The organism is Vibrio sp. Vb0349 (assembly GCF_033338975.1).
This window is the reverse complement of the sequence record NZ_JAWOTS010000005.1, coordinates 245,163-268,174: the sequence shown is the minus strand read 5'-3', so window position 1 is coordinate 268,174 and position 23,012 is coordinate 245,163. Positions and strand designations below refer to the sequence as shown.

The 23,012-nt window shown below is 45.1% G+C and carries 19 protein-coding genes and 1 pseudogene; 7 read left to right on the top strand and 13 right to left on the bottom strand.

All coding sequences use genetic code 11. The features are described 5' to 3' along the window. Positions 1 to 100 precede the first annotated feature (100 nt). Entirely contained in the window at positions 101 to 1,540 is a 1,440-nt protein-coding gene (locus R7Q47_RS08990) for a sucrose-specific PTS transporter subunit IIBC (RefSeq protein ID WP_025767958.1), read from the bottom strand. Between the two features lie 235 nt (positions 1,541 to 1,775). On the opposite strand from R7Q47_RS08990, the gene R7Q47_RS08985 reads away from it, so the two are divergent. Beyond that, positions 1,776 to 2,762 (top strand): LacI family DNA-binding transcriptional regulator, encoded by a 987-nt coding sequence (locus R7Q47_RS08985; protein WP_248486499.1) that lies wholly within the window; start codon positions 1,776 to 1,778, stop codon positions 2,760 to 2,762. A 63-nt stretch (positions 2,763 to 2,825) separates the two neighbouring features. On the opposite strand, the gene R7Q47_RS08980 is transcribed toward R7Q47_RS08985, so the two are convergent. The 6 genes from R7Q47_RS08980 to R7Q47_RS08955 all read right to left on the bottom strand — a co-directional run bounded on the left by R7Q47_RS08980 (position 2,826) and on the right by R7Q47_RS08955 (position 9,636). Further along, positions 2,826 to 4,199, bottom strand: coding sequence for a carbohydrate porin (locus tag R7Q47_RS08980; RefSeq protein WP_239938773.1), 1,374 nt, complete (start codon positions 4,197 to 4,199; stop codon positions 2,826 to 2,828). 519 nt (positions 4,200 to 4,718) lie between these two features. Further along, the gene (locus tag R7Q47_RS08975; protein WP_025767960.1) at positions 4,719 to 5,447 is read right to left on the bottom strand and encodes a hypothetical protein; all 729 of its coding nucleotides are present in this window, start codon (positions 5,445 to 5,447) and stop codon (positions 4,719 to 4,721) included. 312 nt (positions 5,448 to 5,759) lie between these two features. Then, positions 5,760 to 6,479, bottom strand: coding sequence for a 3-oxoacyl-ACP reductase FabG (gene fabG, locus R7Q47_RS08970; RefSeq protein ID WP_248486501.1), 720 nt, complete (start codon positions 6,477 to 6,479; stop codon positions 5,760 to 5,762). A gap of 300 nt (positions 6,480 to 6,779) precedes the next feature. Next, on the bottom strand, positions 6,780 to 7,574 hold the full coding sequence (locus R7Q47_RS08965; protein ID WP_005373725.1) for a metal ABC transporter permease: 795 nt from the start codon (positions 7,572 to 7,574) through the stop codon (positions 6,780 to 6,782). A gap of 3 nt (positions 7,575 to 7,577) precedes the next feature. Continuing rightward, positions 7,578 to 8,504 carry a metal ABC transporter solute-binding protein, Zn/Mn family gene (locus R7Q47_RS08960; protein ID WP_213871436.1) on the bottom strand — a complete coding sequence of 309 codons (927 nt, stop codon included), beginning with the start codon at positions 8,502 to 8,504 and terminating at the stop codon, positions 7,578 to 7,580. Next, positions 8,494 to 9,636 (bottom strand): hypothetical protein, encoded by a 1,143-nt coding sequence (locus tag R7Q47_RS08955; protein WP_182015828.1) that lies wholly within the window; start codon positions 9,634 to 9,636, stop codon positions 8,494 to 8,496. Before R7Q47_RS08955 ends, R7Q47_RS08960 begins: the two co-directional genes overlap by 11 nt. Positions 9,637 to 9,844: 208 nt before the next feature. On the opposite strand from R7Q47_RS08955, the gene R7Q47_RS08950 reads away from it, so the two are divergent. Further along, the gene (locus R7Q47_RS08950) at positions 9,845 to 10,516 is read left to right on the top strand and encodes a cupin domain-containing protein (protein WP_248486503.1); all 672 of its coding nucleotides are present in this window, start codon (positions 9,845 to 9,847) and stop codon (positions 10,514 to 10,516) included. A gap of 73 nt (positions 10,517 to 10,589) precedes the next feature. Here the strand turns inward: R7Q47_RS08950 and R7Q47_RS08945 are convergent, their stop codons facing one another. Further along, a complete protein-coding gene (locus tag R7Q47_RS08945) occupies positions 10,590 to 10,829 on the bottom strand; it encodes a YdcH family protein (RefSeq protein ID WP_005373737.1) in 240 nt (79 codons plus the stop codon). 232 nt (positions 10,830 to 11,061) lie between these two features. Here R7Q47_RS08945 and R7Q47_RS08940 point away from each other — a divergent pair, with 232 nt between their 5' ends. Then, complete coding sequence (locus R7Q47_RS08940) at positions 11,062 to 12,099, top strand: DUF4382 domain-containing protein (protein WP_248486505.1); 1,038 nt, start codon at positions 11,062 to 11,064, stop codon at positions 12,097 to 12,099. A gap of 81 nt (positions 12,100 to 12,180) precedes the next feature. Here R7Q47_RS08940 and R7Q47_RS08935 read toward each other — a convergent pair whose 3' ends face one another. Both R7Q47_RS08935 and R7Q47_RS08930 read right to left on the bottom strand, forming a co-directional pair. After that, positions 12,181 to 13,077, bottom strand: a complete 897-nt coding sequence (locus tag R7Q47_RS08935) for a LysR family transcriptional regulator (protein WP_005387010.1) — start codon at positions 13,075 to 13,077, stop codon at positions 12,181 to 12,183. An 80-nt stretch (positions 13,078 to 13,157) separates the two neighbouring features. Then, the gene (locus tag R7Q47_RS08930) at positions 13,158 to 14,027 is read right to left on the bottom strand and encodes a GyrI-like domain-containing protein (protein WP_005387011.1); all 870 of its coding nucleotides are present in this window, start codon (positions 14,025 to 14,027) and stop codon (positions 13,158 to 13,160) included. Between the two features lie 125 nt (positions 14,028 to 14,152). Here R7Q47_RS08930 and R7Q47_RS08925 point away from each other — a divergent pair, with 125 nt between their 5' ends. Both R7Q47_RS08925 and R7Q47_RS08920 read left to right on the top strand, forming a co-directional pair. After that, on the top strand, positions 14,153 to 15,301 hold the full coding sequence (locus tag R7Q47_RS08925; protein ID WP_248486507.1) for a PLP-dependent aminotransferase family protein: 1,149 nt from the start codon (positions 14,153 to 14,155) through the stop codon (positions 15,299 to 15,301). Between the two features lie 412 nt (positions 15,302 to 15,713). After that, positions 15,714 to 16,742 carry a hypothetical protein gene (locus R7Q47_RS08920; protein ID WP_186585477.1) on the top strand — a complete coding sequence of 343 codons (1,029 nt, stop codon included), beginning with the start codon at positions 15,714 to 15,716 and terminating at the stop codon, positions 16,740 to 16,742. A gap of 79 nt (positions 16,743 to 16,821) precedes the next feature. On the opposite strand, the gene R7Q47_RS08915 is transcribed toward R7Q47_RS08920, so the two are convergent. Beyond that, positions 16,822 to 17,148, bottom strand: coding sequence for a DUF4156 domain-containing protein (locus R7Q47_RS08915; protein WP_017633591.1), 327 nt, complete (start codon positions 17,146 to 17,148; stop codon positions 16,822 to 16,824). 224 nt (positions 17,149 to 17,372) lie between these two features. Here R7Q47_RS08915 and R7Q47_RS08910 point away from each other — a divergent pair, with 224 nt between their 5' ends. Further along, positions 17,373 to 18,083 (top strand): biotin/lipoate A/B protein ligase family protein, encoded by a 711-nt coding sequence (locus tag R7Q47_RS08910; protein ID WP_005373753.1) that lies wholly within the window; start codon positions 17,373 to 17,375, stop codon positions 18,081 to 18,083. Between the two features lie 59 nt (positions 18,084 to 18,142). Here the strand turns inward: R7Q47_RS08910 and R7Q47_RS26890 are convergent. Beyond that, positions 18,143 to 18,220, bottom strand: a pseudogene (locus R7Q47_RS26890) (VOC family protein); the annotation flags it as partial. A gap of 148 nt (positions 18,221 to 18,368) precedes the next feature. On the opposite strand from R7Q47_RS26890, the gene R7Q47_RS08905 reads away from it, so the two are divergent. Then, the gene (locus R7Q47_RS08905; protein WP_154204218.1) at positions 18,369 to 19,937 is read left to right on the top strand and encodes a DEAD/DEAH box helicase; all 1,569 of its coding nucleotides are present in this window, start codon (positions 18,369 to 18,371) and stop codon (positions 19,935 to 19,937) included. A gap of 103 nt (positions 19,938 to 20,040) precedes the next feature. On the opposite strand, the gene R7Q47_RS08900 is transcribed toward R7Q47_RS08905, so the two are convergent. Next, a complete protein-coding gene (locus R7Q47_RS08900; RefSeq protein ID WP_318088930.1) occupies positions 20,041 to 22,920 on the bottom strand; it encodes an MGH1-like glycoside hydrolase domain-containing protein in 2,880 nt (959 codons plus the stop codon). Positions 22,921 to 23,012 lie beyond the last annotated feature (92 nt).

Genomic DNA, 23,012 nt, shown 5'->3' with positions numbered 1-23,012 from the left:
AATTGAAAAAGGCTAGCCAAGCCATTAGTGCTTGGCTAGCATCCCAAACATTTAGGAAAAGAAGTGGATTTTGGGGGACTCCACCCCTAAGGAGTTCAGATTAAGCCGCTGCTTTTCTACCGACTTTAGCGCGGTCACGCATACCAAGAACAATGGTGAGAACAAATGCGGTCAAGAACGCGATCACCATACCCGCGATGTAGTACCCAATCTTCTCTGGCGTAATGGAAATGATGCCTGGAAGACCAGCTGCGCCCAATGCCTGAGCTTTCACATTAAACATTGTGATGAACGCACTTGATAACGCCGCAGCGCAAACTGCCGCAATAAATGGGTAACGTAGTTTTAAGTTAACACCAAACATAGCCGGTTCTGTAATACCCAGCAAACCCGTAACACCAGATGGAATCGCAATACCTTTCATCTTCTTATCTTTGCTCATCACGCCCACCGCCAACGCAGCCGCTCCTTGAGAAACGTTAGACATCGCCGCAATAGGAAAGATAAAGGTGCCGCCCGTCGTCGCAATATCCGCAAGAAGTTGAGTTTCAATAGCAATGAAGCTGTGATGCATACCAGTAATAACAAACGGAGCATAAATAAGACCAAATACCGCACCACCAACAAAGCCAGCAGTGTTGTATAGCCAGTTCAGACCATCACCCAATAGGAAACCGATATCACGCGTGAACGGACCGACGACAGTAAACGTCAGCAAACCCGCTATGAAAATCGCCAGTAATGGCGTTAAAAGGTTGTCTAAAACAGAAGGTATGACTTTACGTAAGCCTAGCTCAACCTTCGCAAGAATGAATGCCGATACCAAAACCGGTAACACCGAACCTTGGTAACCCACTTTTTGGATTTCAAAGCCAAGAATATTCCAAACCGGAATGTTGCCAGACACAGATGCGCCGCCGAATCCCCAACCATTCAGCAAGTCAGGGTGAACCATCAACATACCTAGCGCCGCCCCTAAATATGGGTTACCGCCAAACTTCTTACTGGCTGAAAATGCCAGCAGAATAGGCAGGTAAACAAACGGCGCGTTCGCAAACGTGTTGATCATGTTCGCCAAGTCTGTCAGTCCTGGGTTGGCATCAATCAAAGATTTGCCATCAATGAACAAGCCTTGAGCAGTCAATAGGTTATAGATACCCATCAACAAACCACCAGCGACGATTGCTGGAATGATTGGAACGAAAATATCAGACAGCCCTTTCACCGCGCGCTGAACAATGTTTTGTTTCTCTGCGCCAGCAGACGCAACGTCGTTGGTGGACATTTCACTCATCCCCGTCAACTTCGCCATTTCTGCATAAACTTGGTTTACGATGCCAGATCCAAAAATGATTTGGTACTGACCCGCAACTTTGAACTGCCCTTTTACTCCTTCAAGGCTATCAATCGCTTGTTCATCTATTTTTTGCTCATCTGCAACGGCAAGGCGTAAGCGTGTCGCACAATGCGCAAGTGCGGTGATGTTGCTTTTACCACCTAATAGAGTTAACAACTCTTTTGCTACTGCCGGATAATTCATTTCATACCCCATTGGATTATTATCTGAGCTTGCGAAATTTTCGGGAACGTTTGCAAAACAGATTTTTGCTCAATAAAACCAAATGATCAAAGATAAAGCAGAGAGAATGTGAGAATGATCGTCAAATTCTCTCCCTAAGAGCAGTATAGGAGGTTAGAATCGCTACTTATCAAAGAGCTTTTCATCTTCTCTTTGCAAACAATCCCAAAAACGAAAAACAGAATGGATAGGAACAATGGCGAGTCTGCATGATGTCGCCCGTCTGGCTGGCGTATCAAAATCAACAGTGTCACGGGTTATAAACGATGAATATGGCGTAAAAGAAGCGACAAAACTGAAGGTCCGCCAAGCAGTAGCGGAGTGTGGCTATGTGCCGAACCAAGTCGCTAAAGATCTAAAATCTCAAAAGACCAATCTGGTTGGTGTCATTGTTCCTCGGGTTTCCTCTCATGCCACATCCCAAGGTGTCGATGGATTAACCGATGTCCTTGAAAAAGCCGGGAAACATGTCTTACTTGCTAGCACTCACCAAGCCCACGAAAAAGAACTGGAATACATTCAGATCTTTAACCAAAAACGGGTTGAAGGGATCATTCTTTACGCCACCCACCTCGATTCCAAACTGGTAAAAGCAATTCAAAACTCAGCCGTTCCAGTTGTGCTCGTCGGTCAAGATGGTTCCATGTTTAATATTCCAAGCATCATTCATGATGACGCACGAGTAGGGTTTGAAGCGGGAAATAGACTGGTTGCAAAAGGTTGCCAAACCATGGGTTTTATTGGTGTGCAAGGTGACGATATCGCGGTAGATAAGCAACGCTCTGAAGGATTTGTTCAAGCGCTACAGCATCATGGTTTTGAGCTCGCCTTCCATGCTCGTGGTGACTTTACCATCGATTCTGGCTATTCATTGGCAAAACAACACTTAACAAAGAGCCCTAAGCTAGATGGCTTGTTCTGTGCGACAGACCGTATTGCTATCGGTGCGATGAGAGCGATTCAAGATCTCGGGTTAACACCGGGTAAAGACGTTTTAGTGCTAGGCGTTGGTGATGATGAGCTCGCATCAGTGTGCACCCCAACCTTATCAACATTTAACTATGCATTTGATAAAGCAGGGGAAAATGGTGCGAAACTGTTACTAGATAGAATTGCCAACAGAAGTTTTGAAATGAGTAAGATGGTACTAACCTTCAAAACTATTGAGCGTCAGTCCTGTTAATGAAAAAGCGCCAACTGAAATCAGTTGGCGCTTTTCTTATTACTCTTTGTAGGTTAGGTCCCTTTAGAACCAAGTTTCCATTTGCAGTGCAAACAGAACTTCACCACCATCACCCATCGTTGCAGCACCCGCATCCTGGCTAATCGAGTAGCCATTCAAGTCTTCGCTCCAATCAACGTAGCTAACTGCAAAACGTAGCTCCGGACGGTCAAAGAAACCTGCAGCGGTAGACATCTTAAGCGTTGGTGCAATTGTCGCTTTGTAAAAACTGCCACTTGCTTTATCAATCGCATTGTCTAGGTCCATGTATTGGTATGAGCCTTCATAAACCATCTCAAAGTTCTGCGTAAACTCTTGCGCTAAGCGGATGTTGAACGATGCCCACGTAAATTCATCATTTTCAGCAAAGCGATCTTGGCTGTGTTCTGCTAGCAACGCAGGTGCTACACGCCAGTTGTCGCCGATGCGTGTTACACCATAGCTGAACAAGCGTACGGCTTTTGCGTCTTCTAACAAATCTCCGTTTGAACCGATGCCTTTAAGTTCCGCACCCAGTCCATCACCCATCAAAATACCGGTTTTAGAGAAGCCTTCACTCATGCCAAAGAAGTTATCGCCATGGTAAGCAAACATCGCATGTAAACCTTTGTCCGCTGCGCCTTCTACGCGATCATTGTTATCAGCAGACGTCATGCCGCTCAGCATCAATTGCCAATTACCGAAGCGGTTGTTCATTGTCGCGATATAGTTTTCAACATCTGTTGACGAGCTATCAATCTCACCAAAATCACGACCATAGATCGAGAAGTTTGCTTTCCACGAATCGCTCATTTGGACGTCATACACACCAGCACCAGTACCAGATAAGAAAACAATATCCGAGTCAAAGAAGTGAATGTCAAAGTTATCACGGTCAAATCGTTTACCAGCCCAAAACGTCGCGTCAGCAAAAGCTCTTGATTCAGAGAACATACTCAACTTGTTTAGCTCAGCATATACCTGACGAACGTTTAATTGACTCTCGCTCGCCGTCCATTCGTTATTGGTTTCCGTACTATCTGCCAACATGATTCGGAACAATGCGCTGGAACCATCATCTGCAAAACGTTTGTGAATAAGGTTTGCTTCCACATAATGATCATCCTCTACCCCTAATCGCCCAACTGGAGCGCCAATAGCACCAGCTGCCGTCATGTAAGGACCAGTACCCACTGCACCATTCAGATCGTCATTAATCAGTAGCCCGGAACGAGCGTAGCCATGAAACTCAAAGCTTGAGGCTTTCTCATTTGCTTCTGTGGATGCTTTTTCTGTCTGCTCAAGTCTATGTTCTAATTCATTAATTCGCTTTTCAAGAGCGTCAACATCTGTTGCTGCGAATGCAGGTGCAGTAACCAGTCCAAGCGCTACTGCCATCGTCAAAGTGTGTAGTTTCATTTCCATAGTCTCACGTAAATTTATACTTAGGCATGCTGCAAACGTTCCCAAGAAAAATCGCAAACTTATGGTGACTTTAAATGTCCATCTAAAGCCTGAATTTCAGAGCGCTCGTACTCAGAGCGTCTCTACTACTTATATCAATGAGGGTGATAATATATAAACTTTTCGGGAACGTTACCGTTAAGAGGCCATTTTGTTACTTCTATCACGTTCAATTGTGTTACTTACAGAAAAATCATTAACCAGCGCACATTTGAATAGCAATGAGAAAGAGGCATTGAAAGCCTTATTAACAGGTGGCATTGTGGCAAAGACGTTGGCTCAACGTCTTTTATAGATTGTCTTGTGGTTAGAGCGCACAAAAACTTCATAGAATCAGTGAGAGAATTTGGCTCCATGCATTTTAATATCTACAAAACTCATTTTTTGAACATAAATGAGTTTTGTAAAATCTAATAATCTTGCTCATGGTCACTTCGGCTTCGAAAAGCCACTCATTACCAAAAAGTAATCAAGCTAATGCATCTCAACGTTATTCTCTTCGACTAGTAAGTATTTAATTTGATGTTGAAAATCTGCCTCAATTATATCTTCTCGACCTTTGGACATAACGGTGTCGTAAACCATGTTTACATATTCATACGAAAGATATTTATCAAAAACATGAACTATATCGTCGTTAATTAAAATTTCACCGTAACAAGCTAAGTCTTCATCAAACGTATTTTGGTAACAAGATATTTTAGAACTATCCCATCCAGAGTAAAATTCGACACTCTTGACATCGTCATACATCGCAATTACTAACTTTTCGATTCCAAGCTGTCCTTCAGCCTCAAACCTCGACTCAAAGTTAACATAACCGATAGCAATACCTTCATTAGAAGCTGAGTAATCTTTATTAACTCCGTAGTGGACTTGATTTTCTCTAAGTTTAGCATTGCCAATAGCTTTCCAAGTTAGGCGGTTCCCGTCAATATTTTCACCAAATGTAAGCTCTTCTTTGACCTCAATAATTTGGTTCGCTAGTTGGTAAGTTAAAGGCAGGTCAAGATCCGGAACGTTAGTGGCAAGACTTAGACCTTTCCTGCTATGTTTTTCGTAAATTACCTGATGCTTTCTTGGCTCGGAGTGAGAGCTTACAACTATCCATCCGCTTTCTTCAGTAGATGGGTTAGTTGATTCGGAGTTACAACCCAAAATAAGAAGAGTTGACGCGCTAAACAGTACAGTTTTTAAGTACATAGTGAGTATTCAAAGTTAATTATTTCTTGGCATTATCATTTAAATTAATACCATGGGCAACAAAATCATACTTTAATACCTCAACAGCTATTCTATTTCGAAGTTAATATTTTTGATTAGCTACATATCTAGGTTAATAACAGAGAACGATGTAAAAGTGAATTATGTGTACTCACTCTATACTTAATCATACAAGTCCGGCAGTGCGAAACGAATAAAGTGAAAGTGTCAAAAGCCCGAATAACATTCCTCAAACAAAAAAGCCCTTTACATAAGTAAAAGGCATTTTTATTTTAGATTTTGATTAGCGAGCTATAATACCAACCCACCGTCAATCTTGAGCACTTGGCCTGTGATGTAGGCGCTCTTGTCTGAGGTTAGGAAAGAGACGCCATTGGCGATATCTTGAACTGAGCCCATGCGCCCTAATGGGGTTTTGCCTTCCATCATTTGAATGACTTTCTCTGGCAGGTTCTTGGTCATATCGGTGGCGATAAAGCCTGGCGCGACACAGTTGACGCGTATCTGTGCACCCTTTCTTGACAGCTCTTTCGCCCAGCCTTTGCTCATTGAGATGACGCCGCCTTTACTTGCGCCATAGTTGCTCTGGCCGATGTTACCATCCGTTCCCACTATAGAAGAAATGCTGACAATACTACCTGCACCCTGCTCTAGCATGACAGGAGCAACACGTTGGGTGAGTAAGAACACCGCTTTTAGGTTCACGTCGATCACGCTGTCCCAGTCTTGCTCTAACATATCTGGCAACAATGCATCTCGAGTGATGCCCGCGTTGTTAACCAGAGCATCGATTCTTCCGTGCTGCTCTACAACACTTTCTACTACTTCACTGACGGCTTCGGCATCACACAAGTTGACTTGATAACTGCTTAGCTGCGCCGACTGACTCCATTCCACGGGCGCTATATCTAGCCCGACAACATGGAATCCATCCTCCAGTAATTGTTCACAAATCGCTTGGCCAATACCACGAGCCGCACCAGTGACTACTGCTACTTTTTCCGGTTTCATCTTGGTCTTCCTTAAATGTTGAGATTACAAATTCGCTTGTATCCCTAGCGTTTTTTGTTTTTATGCCTAGTCGCGTTACAACTGCGCTTCTCATACGCAGGGTCTTTTATATCTTACAAAAACTATAGAAACAGTCTGGGAGTCGGATGTGAACTAATCAAGGCAACTTGATGACTATGGCAAGATCAACGTAAGAAAGTGTGTTGGAAGGCGCAAAGTTACACGATTGGAGGACTTGGATAGAAAAGTATTGGTCTGATTAATCAAATACTACTTCATCAGACCAATATTACTTGTCTCTTAATCTCTTACAAAAGCTGGTTTTGTTATTTTCACCAGAAAAGGCTGAAGCAAGAGATTAAACAACATGCCAGCAATAAACAGGGTGATCACAATACTCGCACCACTCGGTAAGTCATAGCGAGCCGATGCGGCAATACCCGATAAGATCCCAACAATACCAATGCTGATACTGGCGACAAAGAATCGAGTTCCCTTCAATGCTGCCGCACATAAAGCTGGAATCACCAACAAAGCAAATTCTAAATAAATGCCGGTTAACTTGACCGTAATGGGCATCAGAATAGCAAAGATCAGATAAAAACCACTACCGCGCATAAACGCAGGTTTTAACCAAACTAATAGCAACATCGCAGCGGTAATGAGTGCCAAAGGCCAAACGTCTGCCCAAGTCGCCCATAACAGTTGCCCATTAAGAATGCCTTGAATAAAGTCTCCGCCGTGTGGGTCTTTGCTCACCAGCAGGATCGCCAGCGATGCAGACACGACAAACAAGCTGCCGATCATGGGCTCTAAATGCTGCTGGTATCGTTTCTCCATTAAGGCGATCAAACCGCAAAGCATCAAAGACATCACCCAAGGGCCAATCATTTCGCCAAAGAATGAGCCTGAGAACAGCGCGTATTGGCTCAACCAGTAGTGGCTTAGTGCTGCCCCCAATGCCGCGACTTGCGCCACCGCCAAATCTATAAAGATGATCTGACGATTAAGAACTTGTTGCCCCAGAACGATGTTGCCAACTAACGCAATTAAACCACACAAAACCGCAGGTAAAAGCCATGCATAATCCGCCATGGCTTAGATCTTCACAGGAACGGGCGGCACTAACACATCCAGTAAATCATCAATGACCTGATCGTACATCTCATCCAAGCTTTCACCCTCAGAAACGGTCAATGGCAGTTGAATCACAGGTTTGTCAGTATGATCTTGCAACCAGTTCGCTGGACGCTGATCCTGATGAGAGGAGTAAACAATCGCATCAAAACTGTCAGCATCTAACTTGGTAAGCGATTGCAGGTGAGATGTGGTCGGTGAAATGCCCGGTTTAGGTTCGAGATCGGCAATCTGCTTCATTCCGAGCCAATCGTACAAATAACGATACGTCGCGTGATAACCGACAACTTGCTTACCCTTTAAAGCAGCCCCTTTCTCATTCCATTCTTTAAGCTTTTTACGCCAATGAGCACGAAACTTCATACCATTCACTTGGTAACTTTGTGCGTTGTCGGGATCAATCGCTTTTAGGCGCTCCGTGACTTTACGAGATAATGGAATCATGTCATTTGCCGCAAATTGAACATGTGGGTTACCGTGAGCGTGTATATCTCCCATGCTACGGTCAACGTGAGCATGAGTATCTAACATGCGCACGAAGTCCGTCGCGTAGATCATGCTCGGCGCACCATTTTGCACCGCCGCATTGCTGCTACGAACTTGCAGCATAGGTAACCACCCCACCTCTAGTTCTGCGCCCGAACACATTGCCATGTCCGCTTGGCGCATCTTCGCAATCAAAGAAGGGCGAGCTTGTACGTAATGTGGGTCTTGCTTGACCGTTGTCGCTGAATAAATACTGGCATCTGGCGCGTGGCTTTCAAGAAAGGCTTTCCATTCTGGCTCACAAACAAAAATGTTTAGAGCCAAAGCAGGCGAAGAGATGATGGCAGCTCCTGCCGCCATCATCACCAAACTGCATTTATTCAATGTCAGCTTAGAACGCATGAGCACCGTGCGCTCCAAATGTCATCACGTATTGCAGAGTGAACACGTTGTCTGTCTCACTGTCTTGGTTATCAATGCGAGTGTATTGCGCACGGATAGTACCGAAATGAGAAGAATCCCATGCGATCATCGCATCCATTTCTTTATCATTCAGCTCAGTAAAATGCATGTGGTCGCCGTGTGCATGACCATCGTAGCTTTCTGCTTCGCCGTAACGTAGACCAGCTGACCAGCTTGGGTTGAAGCGATAAACGCCCGAAACATAGTATGCGCTTAGGTTGTCTGGTGACTCTGCATCGTTTTTATATTTGCTGTCTACCACACCGTCTAACAGCATGTATTCAGCCGATAGCGTGAAGTTGCTGTATTTGTAATTACCGTCTGGTGCCCATTTCCAAACAAAATCAGCACCGTAAAGGTTCGCACCTGTCACTGCTGCGCCATGATGGTGCTCGTGATCATGCTCTTCTTCATGACCGTGGTCGTGATCTTCGAACTCTTTAACCTTGCCGTTTTCGTTGCGCAGGTAACTTAAACCAAACTGCCAACTTGAAGATTCGGAGAAGTCATTCCCAAGCTTCAGCGTCGTGGTGTACACGCCAACTTCAGAACCATCTTCGACAGAAGACATTTTGCTACCACTAAGCGCTTCTACACCAAGTTTTACGTAAAGGTCGGTTGGCAACACGATGTTTGCACGTACACCATCATCGTAGTAGTGCGAGCCAAGGAAAGTACGATAAGCAATTGGACGCTCGACAAAGCTATCGGTGTGCATGTGTTGGTTATTCAGATAACCAAAGTCAGATAGGAATCGGCCAGCGCGCACATTTACACCATATGGCAATGCCAAAGTTTCGATGAATGCCTCTTCAAGCTCTAATTCTGTATCATCACCATGACTTTCAAGAACCGCGGTCAATGCGCCGTAAAACTTGTCGTCGATATTTGATGAGAAGTTTAATTCCGTATGGCCTAGACCAAAGCCTTCTTCGCGCTCAGAATTATGACGTTGGCCATCTTGGTAGTAGCCATCAACAACAACACCAATCTGTGGGTTCGATAGTGTGTCGGCAAAAACAGGGGATGCAAAAATGCTACCGATCACGAGAGACACCAATTTCTTATTCACTACTTTTTCCTTTTTGTTATGTTATAACATTTAATTTTGCGATGTTATAATATAACAATTCTCATTACACAAGCAGAAATTTAAATTAGGCTCCGATTTCATGTTCGTACTCAATCCATGAATTGGGCTATCAACAAATGAATCAATTGATGTTTTTTATACGTATACTAATGAGAATTAGTAATTAAATAAGTAACGGAATTTCAATATGTTGAATATGGATTTTTCAAAAAGAATCGTGATAGATACTGCTCAACAGGAATGGATCGCCAGCCCTTCCAAAGGTGTGTGGCGCAAACCTTTGGAACGAGAAGCCAAAGAATCAGGGCATACCACCAGCGTCGTTAAGTACGAGCCAAATTCGCAGTTTTCGACTCATCCTCACCCTCAAGGAGAAGAAATATTGGTGCTCGAGGGGGTATTCTCTGACGAATACGGTGACTACCCTGCCGGCACTTACCTTCGTAACCCTCCAGGAAGTCAACACGCACCATTTAGCAAAGAAGGCTGTGTGATTTTAGTTAAACTAAATCAGTTCGAATCTGAGGATCTTGAAACAGTTCGCATTAATACAAACCAAGCGAGCTGGCAGAGTGGTGTCGGTGGGTTGCAAGTCATGCCTCTGCATGATTTTGAGCATGAACATGTCGCATTGGTTAAATGGCCGAAAGGCGAGAAGTTTCAACCACACCGTCACTTTGGTGGTGAAGAAATTTTTGTGTTATCGGGGGAATTTAAAGACGAGCTAGGAACCTATCCTCCCTACTCTTGGATCCGAAGCCCACATATGAGCGAGCATTTTCCTTTTGTAGAGCAAGAAACGATCATTTGGATAAAAACTGGTCACCTGCCGCTCCAAGCTCCTGCTCAGCACTCCTAATGTTTGCACACTTGGCATCGTCCATTGGAACTAAAATCGGCCCGCTATTTACGAGCCGATGATCATTTCGTCACTAAGAACCCATTATTCGCGAGTGGAGCCAGTCTTTGAGCTCAGCCCGGTTATGTTTTAATACGTTCATTTCGTGATCATCAATCGGGCTTCCTTGAAGTTCTAGTACGCGGATTTCCTTATCTAAAGCATTGTAGTTTTTAACGGTTTCAGCAAATGATGCATCGTTTTCGGTAAGCTGAGTAATGGTATCCAAATGTTCTGGGAATTCATGAGTTAATGAGTGATTTTCACCTAACATAGAGACCTCTTGGCTAGAGTTGTTGATGTATTTATCCGCTCATTTTTTGAGCGACACATTTCTAACCATAGCACTTCAAATAGCACAATATCGTCGATTTGAGCACACTTTTACTGAACTTCTTAGTCATGGTTTATCACTCTTTTAACCGCGCGACTCCGCTCGTTATTATTCTGTGTTTTATCAATAATCGACTACATTTAATACACTTCTCATAAAAAGGTACATCTAAATGAACAGCATGAAAATTGGCTTGATCAGTGCGTCAATAACAGTTGCGTTGATTGGCTGTAATTCAGACAGTGACTCTGTCAGCACAATGACTCCGGTTACCTTGTCTGTATCAGATGCCCCTATTGATGACGTATCAGAAGTGGTTATCGCATACAACAAAGTGGCATTTCTCCCTTTGGATGGTGGTACACCACAAGTTTTCGATGTGTATAAAACCGACGAAGACGGAAATTTCGTTGACGAAAATGGTAATCCTCTGCTCGATAATGAAGATCCAATACCATTAAGCGTTAACTTACTCGACTTCCAGGGCAGTGACGCTCAAGAGTTAGTGGACGACGAGCTGATACCCACTGGCAATTACAAACTCTGCGTGTTTGCGAATGATGGCGATCATCCGGATTATCCATCCTATGTTGTTGATGAAGCGACCGGCAATCAAATACCACTGACCGTAAAAGGTAATGGGGCTTGTCCGCAGGGGGTCGGAAAAGATCCGAATTCTGGGGTACTGTTCTTTAATAATACCTTCGCAGTCAACCCTGACAACAACGAATTTGTGGTGGAGTTTGACCTGCGCCGTGGCTTAAAAGACGGAACAGGCCAAAACGAAGGCTACAGCATTCAACGCACCTCCGTCACTTTAATTAACACGGTTACAACGGGTGAAATTCAGGGAGATATCGCAACATTAACCTACCAAAACTGCGAAACGGATACCCCAAGCGCAAATGGGTATGCACACGCGGTCTACCTATATGAAGGAAATATCGCCGAAGAGAACATGGGGCCATTTGCAGGCGCAGAAGGCCAAATAATGCCAATCGCAGCGGCGAACGTAGTGGAAGACATTGATGAAGCAAATTACGAATATGAATTTGGCTTTGTAGAGCCCGGTACGTACTCCGTCGGCTATACCTGTACCGCAAATGACGATTCTGAAGAAGGTATTGTCGCTGGCGAAACTTTCAGCATTTATCAATCTACCAGCGGACTTAACGTATCCGTTGGTACTAATACAGACGCAGACTTTTAATCTCTCTAACACTGCAGACCCTGCATGGGTCTGCTTTTTTTTGCTATTCCAACTGAGCACGGATCATGGTCTTTGTGACTTTTAAACCTCTTCCCAATAAGGTGGCGCGCCATAGTATTCAGCAAAGTAATCAATAAAGGCACGCACCTTAGGCGCAATTAAACGAGAGCTTGGGTACACAGCCCAAATCCCAGCATCCATCGCTAAAGGGTGATCTTCGAGTACTTCCACTAGCTGACCACTTTGTAATTCTTGATAAACACTCCAAACCGAGTTGATAGAAATACCTAACCCGTTTACCGTCGCGTCTCTCATCGCATCACCATTATCGGTTTTAAAACGACCAGAAGTTCTTACATTGAACATTCCATCTTTTGTATTGAATGACCAATTATTCATTCCAACTAAGTTAATACATTCATGATTCGTCAAGTCTTGGGGCTTGTTAGGTCTCCCAAATTGTTCAATATAATCTGGTGATGCAACGATAATACGACGATCTGGCGCAAGCTTTCTTGCGACCAATGAAGAATCTTTCAACTCAGCGACACGAATGGCGACATCAAAACCTCCCTCAACCAGATCAATAATGGAATCAGAAAATCGGCAGTCCACGGTTAACCCTGGGTAACGCGCCATAAAACCTTTTAATGCGGGCACAATATGTAAGCGACCAAAAGTTGCAGAGGCGGTTATACGTAATACTCCCGTTGGCGCACTCTGCCCTGATCCAACAGCTCCCCTTGCTGCCTCCACTGTTGCAAGGACCTCCTCCGCGTGAGGTAAAAAAGCCTGCCCTTCTTCAGTTAAGGAAACTTTGCGTGTGGTGCGATGAACTAAACGAACTCCTAAGCTGTCCTCAAGTTTGTTGATGTGCGCACTAGCGACAGCAGGAGAAAGTCCAAGCTCCTGACCAGCCATGCTGATGTTGTGTGTCGAAGCCAAACGGACAAATAGCTTTACATGATCGATGTTCATTTAATTTTCAATTATTTGTAAAAAATCACCATATAGAGCTTAGCATTCTCTTCCTTACGGATAGTAAATAAATACTCCAGTTAGAAAAAACTGATGGGCAGATAGAAGTCCAGCTCAAACGCCTCATCATGGCTAAGGAAATGGTTTTTATGATAGTGAACATAAGCGGGAGTAGAACGCTGCTTAAAGCCTGAATTCGGCAACCACTTCTCTAACACCATACTCAATTGAGGAAGAAGCTCTCCATATACCCCTGTTAAGCGAAAAACAGCATGCAAACCACCCGGAATCGTCATTTGATTCACGACACCGCGTACTTTAAGCGGCTTATCAATCGCCATACAAGCCACATAGCGACACTTATCGAGCTCGACCCAAGCGGGGTTGGAGTGATGCAAACCGTATTGAACCGAAAAGTCCCGATTCTCAGAGCTTGCCCACGCCTTCAAAATCAGCCACGCATTGCGAATGGAACGGCTATAACCCTCATGCCGCACATAAGCTGCAAAGCGTTGTGGAACCTCCATAATTTTAGGTTCTGGCAACTCGCGTTTAGCAACCCGATGATAACCCGCAGCCACTTCCGGATCTTTTAGATACGGCTTTTCTGCGACTTGTAAATCATGCTTTCGCCACGCGCCAGGAGACATAGCGAACGTTGCTTTAAATGCTCGGCTAAAAGAAGATACCGAGCTAAAGCCGCACTTGTTAGCAATGTCTAACACCGACGAGCTGGTATCAAACATCAGTTGATTGGCGGCGTATTCCATTCTTGTGCGACGGATATATTGATGGACAGACTCCCCCACTACATCTTTAAAAATACGATGGAAGTGCTGTTCAGAATAGGCTGCTACATCCGCTAGCTCTTTAGCCGATAAATCTCTGCTAATGTCCTGGTGAATGTAAAACAGCACGTCATTGATTCTGGAAACTTGTTGATGGCTCACGGAGTAAATTTTCGCTTAAATAGCATAAACGGACATGTTTAACAGCATAGATGGACACACCAAGCTTGGCAATTTACCTATACTATTTCTGACATAAAAAAAGACAATTACGAGAAGCACAGCACATGGAAATCGCACAGTCATTACAACAAACTAAGTCATCCTACATCCGAGAGATCCTCGCAGCAGCAAGCGATAAGAACGTCATTTCTCTTGCAGGTGGCTTACCGGACGAAAAAACCTTCCCGATCGACTTAATGAAACCGACGCTCGAAAACCTCGCGAATATGCCAGAGGTGTTTCAATATGGCTCAACAGCAGGCTACGCCCCGCTACTTAATTTTTTGACCGATTATTACCAACTGCCAGAATCTCATTTGGCGATGATCACAACGGGCTCTCAGCAAGGGCTAGATTTGATTGCGCGTGCGTACGTGAACCTGGGCGATAAAGTGGTGATGGAAGCACCGAGCTACCTTGGTGCTATGCAAGTATTCGGTCTAGTGCAAGCCAACATCGTGACCGTTTCACAAACCGAGTGTGGCCCAAACCTTGAAGAACTCGAACAATGCTTTGCCACGCAGCAACCAAAAATGTTCTACGCCGTACCCGATTTTCACAACCCAACGGGCGTATGCTGGGCGCTAGAGACTCGCCAAAAAGTTGCCGAGCTTTGTATACAATACGACGTGGCGTTCATTGAAGACGCACCATACCGCGAGCTGCGTTTTTCTGGTGAAGCGCTTCCACTGGTTTCGGACTTCTGCCCACAGCACTCCATCGTATTGCGCTCTTTCTCCAAAATAGCTTCACCAGGCTTGCGTATTGGTGTAGTTACGGGCAAAAGCAGCTACCTTGAGCCACTTATCAAAATTAAACAAGGTGCCGATCTGCACTCTAGTATTCCTATGCAAGCTTTGCTGCATGGCCTGCTGCAACATGACAACTTCGAAACGCACATTTCAACCATCTGTGCGCTTTACAAATCACGTTACGATGTCATGTTTGCTGAACTGCAAAAACAGCTGCCAGAAAGTTGCGTACTCAAACCCGTCGATGGTGGTATGTTCGTTTGGGTCGAAATTCCAGAATGCGACACCTTCGAACTGGCGAAAAACCTTCTCGCAAACTGGGTTGCTGTAGTGCCGAGCCCGGTCTTTTATCCAGAAGGTTCAAAGGTAAAAGCCGCTCTGCGTCTTAACTTTACCAATGCTACACCAGAAGAACTGACGACAGCTGTCTCTCGACTCGCGGATGTCCTCAACACGTTGTAATTGAGCGCGAGTGTAAGAACCTGCCTTTGAGATTCAAAAAAAGTCTCAAAGGCAGCATCAAAAAAGTTCCCCAAAAAATTTATATTTTTCCTTCAAATCAACTCTCTACAGTAAGTGCCTGTTTTCTCTTGATCCTATCACTCATATAAAAATGAGAACCTAATCACGTATTTGATGGTTAGAAAAGTTACGTCTATCTTTCAGACAAAAGACATCAACTTCGCAGCATTAATGCTCTCAATTTCAGACACTTTACTCAGTCGTGGCTTAGCGATTGAGAAAACGACTAGAAAGCATCTGCGGGCATACCCACTACGAAGGGTTGACCAGAACCATTCTGAATGTCGCGAGCCAATCTTTTGATTGGCAATTACGTCAGTGAATCGCACCAAATGACAGAGGGGTTATCAGGATGAATACTCGAACCACGACAGGACTCGTCACCATCGGCTGGTCCGTTACACTTTCACTTTTTACCGCATTCGCCGTGTATGCCAATACGTCGCCAAACTGTAGTGACGTATTAGCGGGCAACACAACCGCCGCATCGCAAAAAATGATGGTTTTATTGGGCGAAGACATCACCAAATCCAACCGTATCACTACGGTGATTCCTGCCGAAAACAATCCATTTGTGACCGAAGAACTGGTTTCGGTTTCTAACGACGTATCGCCAAACGGTCGTCTTTCACAAAAGAGTTTGGAAGAGATTCGGAAAGTCCGCTCAAATCTAGAGAAAGCAGCACAGGAAGTAAGCCGATTACAGGGCACTTTTGAAGTGGCTTTAATCAGTTTGATTGATGGTTACTGCCAATTTTCTAATCATAAACGTACTCAACATGCCAAAATCGACTTTGACCATTTGGAAGGCCTCACTTTGTATTCAATCCCCGCTTTAATAGCAATGGTCGATCAGTCGTACTACATGGCAAAGAATCGAATCGCTAATGAGCAGAAACAGTTAAGCGACATTGAAAAAGAGAAACAGAGGCAGAAACAGCAAGCAACTGCGGCGGCAGCCGCTCGTTACCAAGACAGTAACGTACTTGTAAGAGTCGAGAACTTTGATGGCGCTAATGTGACATTTTCCGTTACTAACATTGGTTCACAAGGATCATTGCAACCAAATTTCAACTCGTTTAATGCATATCGCACAGAAAGTGGAGAATTAATCTACAAGTCAGAGTCTTTATTACACCTGGCGGATACTGCAGGTAACACACTTGAAACAATGGGTATCGCTGAGCTCTCATCACAAGGTGGAAGTGACATATCGATCTCTCCTGGAGAAACCCGAAAATTCGTTACTAGCATTGCTTCAGAAGTCGCGCCACATACGCAGTTGAGCTTAGAGTTTCCAGCCAAAGTGCTTAATACCGAGCGAGACTTTACATTGTCGTTTTCTGATACATCAGCGGTGGCGACAGCAAACGTTAATTAACGCAAAGTCTCCAGTATTTGTAGAACGCATCAAAGACAGGCGAGCAGCGCCTGTCTTTCAATTATGAGCAAGAAAATCGCTACTGTTTGCACTTGTAAGCATTTGCAAACATCGTCACTGACGTAGAAAAGCTCAACGGTTGATACAAGTACAAGGTATCTGCGCCTAAATCCACCGCCTTGATGCGCATTTGGTTTAGCGTCCCCCAAACCATGTCTTTATCTGCGTGAAACCAGTAATCGTAAAAGTGTCCTTCTGAGCCGATCACGGTACCCATTAGTTCACAGTTTTCAATCGCATTCACATTGTCCCAAAGCACCTGTACTTGCTCAGATTCTTGAGTTGGGAACGTCACACATCCCGTTAATGATGCCGCTAACGCGAGAGTCATCACTCGCTTTTTCATACTTATATCGCCAAAATTTTTCATAGATGGCAGATTTTATGAATGGCTGATGTGATGACTAGCAAAAACTTTTTATCGCGTGTTCAAGCAGAATTAATGGACAACGGAAAAGATCCAAAAGGTGATCATGCAGCTAGCGAGCAAAAGCCTAATCACTCAGACCTAGCAATAAAGCTGTATCTGAGATACAACAGTAACGATTAAATAGCCGCGAGGGATAGAGTTTGGTTGCTAAAAATAAGCTAATTCGCTACACAGCTACGGAAGTCGCTGATGCATTTGACAAAGAAGATGAGCTCATTAAACAAGTTCAGTCCAACCAACTCTCGCAAGTGCTATTGCTTTGGCAAGTAAAAAGTCCAACGCTCGTGCTTCCCGCGGGTAAGAAATGGCCAGTGTCTAATGAGTTAGAACATGCGTTAAATACGTCTGGCTGGAAGCTCTTTTCTCGTAAAACCGGTGGTGCCCCAGTCCCTCAGGTGCCAGGTATTATCAATCTATCCCACATTTACCACTGGCCAGAAGGCGAGCCTTACAACATCAAAAAAGCGTATCTCGATTTATGTGCAATATTAACGGTTTTCTTTAAACAGCTCGGCGTGAAAGTGGATGTTCATGCTACGCCTTATTCCTACTGCGATGGCGAGTACAACCTCAACATTGGCGGGCAAAAAGTCGTGGGAACCGCGCAGCGTGTTTTACTTAAAAAAGGCGGCGGACAAGTGGTATTGTCACAAGCATGCATTCTGATTGATGCCGACGTCGAGAAGATTGTCGAACCAGTACGAATGTGTAATCAGCTTTGCGGTCACAGCGATGATATTCGTGGTGATGTCCACACACCGCTCTTCCATCATGTATCCGACCGCCCATCGGTAGATTCGCTCTTTCAGCAATTGACGAGTGCGTTTTTAACGCATGCAAAAGCGGAGTAATGAAAGGAGCAAGCCTCCCCCACACTCCGAACAGCATTTGATAAACTAAAACTGCATACCGTGATAGCGATGTAAGAATGGGCATCGCCAACGTAAAACCATTCAATCGATCGACCAAACCAGTTATCAGTTTTGCCTGCCAAAAAGAAATGAGATCCAGTTCAAATATTTATCCATGACGGAATTAGTTGAAGCCTGCGCGTAAAAGCCTCAGAATGTCGCACTTTTCGCACCGATTTGTTTTCGGCGCGTTGTTATCTAACTCTACAATTGAGAATCATACATATGGGTTTTACCTCGTTAGGTCTATCTGCTCCAATCCTTAAAGCTATTCAAGAGAAAGGCTACGACACCCCTTCGCCAATTCAGGCAAAAGCAATTCCTGCTATTTTGGAAGGGAAAGACGTAATGGCAGCAGCGCAGACTGGTACAGGTAAAACTGCAGGCTTTACGCTACCGATTCTTGAGCGTTTATCGAACGGCCCTCGCGTTCGTGCTAACCAAGTTCGTGCACTTATCCTGACGCCAACGCGTGAACTTGCGGCTCAGGTGCAAGAAAACGTGTTTATGTACGGCCGTCATCTTCCACTAAGCAGTGCGGTTGTTTTTGGTGGTGTGAAGATCAACCCGCAAATGCTGCGTCTTCGCAAAGGTGCGGATGTGTTGGTAGCAACACCAGGCCGCCTGATGGATTTGTACAACCAAAATGCGGTGAAGTTCGACCAACTAGAAGTGCTGGTACTGGACGAAGCAGACCGCATGCTGGACATGGGCTTTATCCGCGATATTCGCAAAATCCTAGCCCTGCTACCAAAACAGCGTCAGAACCTACTTTTCTCGGCGACTTTCTCGGATGAAATCCGCGACCTTGCGAAAGGCTTGGTGAACAACCCGGTTGAGATTTCAGTGAACCCGGCGAACTCGACAGCGAGAACGGTTGAGCAAAGCATCTACCCAGCAGACGTGAAGAAGAAAGCACCGATGTTGGTTAAACTGATCAAAGACGGCGATTGGAAGCAAGTGCTGGTGTTTACGAAAACGAAACACGGCGCAAACCGTCTGGCGAAGTTCCTGATCGAACAAAATCTACCGGCTGCTGCCATCCACGGCAACAAGAGCCAAGGCGCACGTACCAAAGCACTGGCGGATTTCAAATCGGGTGAAATTCGTGTGTTGGTCGCGACGGACATTGCTGCGCGCGGTATCGATATTCCTCAATTGCCGCAAGTGGTGAACTTTGAGCTACCTAAAGTGGCGGAAGACTACGTTCACCGTATTGGTCGTACTGGCCGCGCGGGCGAAGTAGGTAAAGCGATTTCACTCGTGTGTGCGCTAGAAGCATCTGAGTTGTTTGCGATTGAACGTTTGATTCAAGAAGTACTACCACGTAAAGAGCTGGAAGGTTTTGCGCCAACCAATGTGGTGCCAGAATCTAAACTGGATACGCGCCCAATCAAACCGAAAAAACCTAAGAAGCCGAAAAAACCAAAAGCGCCAAATGCTGCAAGTGAAAACGCCCCAGCAACCAATAAGAAAGCAGGCAATGGTGCAAACAAACCTAAGCGTCGCTTCAACGGTGGTAACAACGGCAACAAAAACAGCACCAACCAAGGCGGTGTGGGTAAGCCTAAAGGTAACCGTGAAGGCCAAGGTCGTGCACACAGCAAACCAGATGACCGTAAACCTAACGGCAACAAGCCAAATGGCAATAAACCGAGTGGAAATAAACCAAACGGTAATAAGAGTGGCAACGCTGGTAAACCGTCTGGTAACCGCAAGCCAAACAATGCTAAGCCTGCAGGAAACAAACCGTCAGGTCAGCGCCGTAAACCTCGTCCGCAGGCTGCAAACTAATCTGTAAACGGCCACCGATAGCAAATACAACAAAGCCGCTGATAATCTCAGCGGCTTTTTTTCTTAAAACACAGTTTTTAGAATACAGCTTTGTTAAAACAGTCTACATTAAAGGTGTGATTCGAATATCTGCGATTTGCGCTTCGTTCTTTTCACCCTCAATACCACCAGCGTAGATGTAGGTTTCAATCGATTTGAGGTAACTCATATTGAAGTGGTCCTTCAGCGCGATCTGATAGGTTTTTCCCTGCTCCAACGCTACTTCAATTGGCGTTGAGTAACGCATACCTTGGTTTTCACCAATATGGCCCATCTGCAAGTAACCTTGGCCAACCACCTTACCTGCATCATCCAATACCTCTAACAATTTCACGGTGTTCGTGATGCCAGTATTAAGTTGCCCTAGGTTATTGTTGTACCAAGCATCAAACTGGTAAGTGCCCGTTACAGGGGCTGTAAACGACTCTGAACCTTTTACAACGCCACTCTCTTTGCTCACCGTAACCACTGAGATATTGTCTTTGAGTGGCTGATATTCGCCATCAAGTTTGATGCGGATCTCTTCACCGACACAAACTGGTTGGCTTGGGTTAGAACGGAAGCCTTTATCGTTAATGCTTTCAGCCAAATAACAAGCAAAACCTGTTGGCGTATCGGAATAAGATTGAGCAATCACGTTCTTTTGAATCAGCTCGCCATTGCGATACAAGTTCACGTTGTACTTGCTCGTCACGTCAATCGAAACCGAATTATCAACGCTTTTTACCACCAATGTTGGCTCTTGCGGAGAATATACGCGGCTATCTTCACTCACATACGGTTTCACCCCAGAAACTAAAGTAATGCTACTATCTACATTCACAAGCGCGCCCAGTGTCACGTGGAAATGCCCCTCTTCGTCCATCGTGACATTTTCAACTGGGTAGTAACCTGTTTCATCTTTGCTTACTTCAGGCAAGTCAATCGTTACCGAGTAGTTCTTTCCTTTGAAGGCAAAGTTTTCCAACGTGATTTGTTCAGACTGAGCCAACAAATTATTGCGCACCCAACTTGTGATAAATGGCTTCACTTCCAACTTACCTGTTTCGGTATGGATGCCGAATAGGGTCTCTACCACCATGTTCAAGTAGCCACCCACAGACCAAAGCTGACGCTGAGAGTTAATCACTGGGCCATCCAAGCTCGGATCTTCGCCATGATCACTATGGATGATGAATGACTTACCAGAAAGCCACACTAAGTTTTCCATGTTGGATAAATTAGTTGCCGTACCACGAACCAATGATTGAATGGCATTGTTCACTGCTGCCACGTTTTGTGTTTGATGCGCGGCGCGCAAGCTGTACGCGGTAACAAATGGCCAAATTGCGCGGTTATGGTACACAGGCACGTCCGGTTGCTGAGGGAAGTAAACCGGCACGCCAAACTCACTGTGTGGGTAATTGGCCATGATTTGTTTCGCCTGCGCATCACTTGCCACACCACTGATGATCGCAAGTGCTTCGCCCAACATGTCATATTTGTCGACCGCGATGTCTTTGCCATTATCAAACAAATAACTTACGTACATACCGCGTTCGGCATTCCAAAACTGCTCGTTGATAGCGGTTTTTAGCTGTGCAGCCCAATCGGTGTATTTGACCGCGTTGGTTGAATCGTACTTCTCTGCCAACTTAGCCGCGAGCTGAATCGCGCGGTAGTGAGCCACGTTTGTCGATAACGCTTTGCTGCTCCCAATCGTATTGACATCGTTTGGCGTCCACGTTGAATACGTTTGCTCACGCCAATCGAGGAATGATTGCTCACCAGTGTATAAACCGGATTTCGCATCAAAAGCCGCCAGGCGATCGGCTTCAAGTGTATTACTGATCGCTTTGTAAGCGCGCTCAGCAAATTGGTTGTACTCTTCCCCATCTAATGCCGAAAGTAAGCGTTCAGCACCAAGCGCCCAAGTCGTGCGGTCGGTACTGATTGGCCAACTGCCGCCCGTGCCCGTGTCTTGCACAATCTGCTCGCCATCGTATTGCTGATCGGTCGTGTCGCGGAAAGCAGACAATTTGAAATTCAAACCATTCTGCACGCGAGTTGGATTCATCAATGCAAGCGAAAGGTCTGCTGCGTACGCCAAATCACGCGTCCACACGTAATGCCACTTCGCGCCCGTCTCAAAAACTTCCGCTTTGATTGGGTTGTTGTAGTTGTAATTGCCGTCTTTGATTTCAGAAACAGCAAGCTGGTCTAGCTCTTTCATCGTCAACGCAAACAACGCATCAAACGCGACATCATCCGACACCACTCGCGGCCCTGTTTGTTCATTAATCACTAAGCCTTGGTCGAGCGCATCACGCAATTCTGTCGTCGTTGAAATACCAAATTCACGCAGTTCAGCTTTAGGATCTTTCACCGAGAAAATCACGGTATCACTCGAGTCATCGTAATTGGCGAACAGTTTCACTTCTCTGCTCTGATGCCCTTCATGCACCATTGCAGGGTCGAGAATCGCATCAGAGTAGTATTTTTCCGCTTCTTCTTGCGTTGCTTTCGTCACAGTCATTGTCGCGCGACTTTCATCGGCAAAGCTCACAGAAAACTTGTAATACCCTTTGTCTTCAAACGTGATCTCAGAGTTGCAATCATCGTTCATACACGCTTCATTCGTGTCTGGTTTTGGCAGGTACTCTTGAGCTTTATCGAACGCCGCGGGCTCCTCAAAATAGGTGTATTGGATCTGCCAACCCGGATCAGCAATCTTGAACTGATTGCTACCTCGGGCGACGCGCAGTACGGTTTCGTACTCGTTATTACCCAAATAGTTTAGCTTGGCATGCTCTGCCGTGCCCCAATCCCCATTTAAACCACGTAAATATAAGTCGGCTGAAATAATTGGTTTGTCGACCGGCACAGGCGCATCAGAGGAATCTGACCCACATCCAGCAAGACCAATACAAGACGCGACAGCAAGCGCAATAAAACTCGGTTTCATGTTCATCCCTTAGATTGTTGTTTTGGCGACAGTCTAAAGAACACCTTTTTGAGGGGAAAATAGGAAGTCAGGAGCGAGCTATAGATAACATC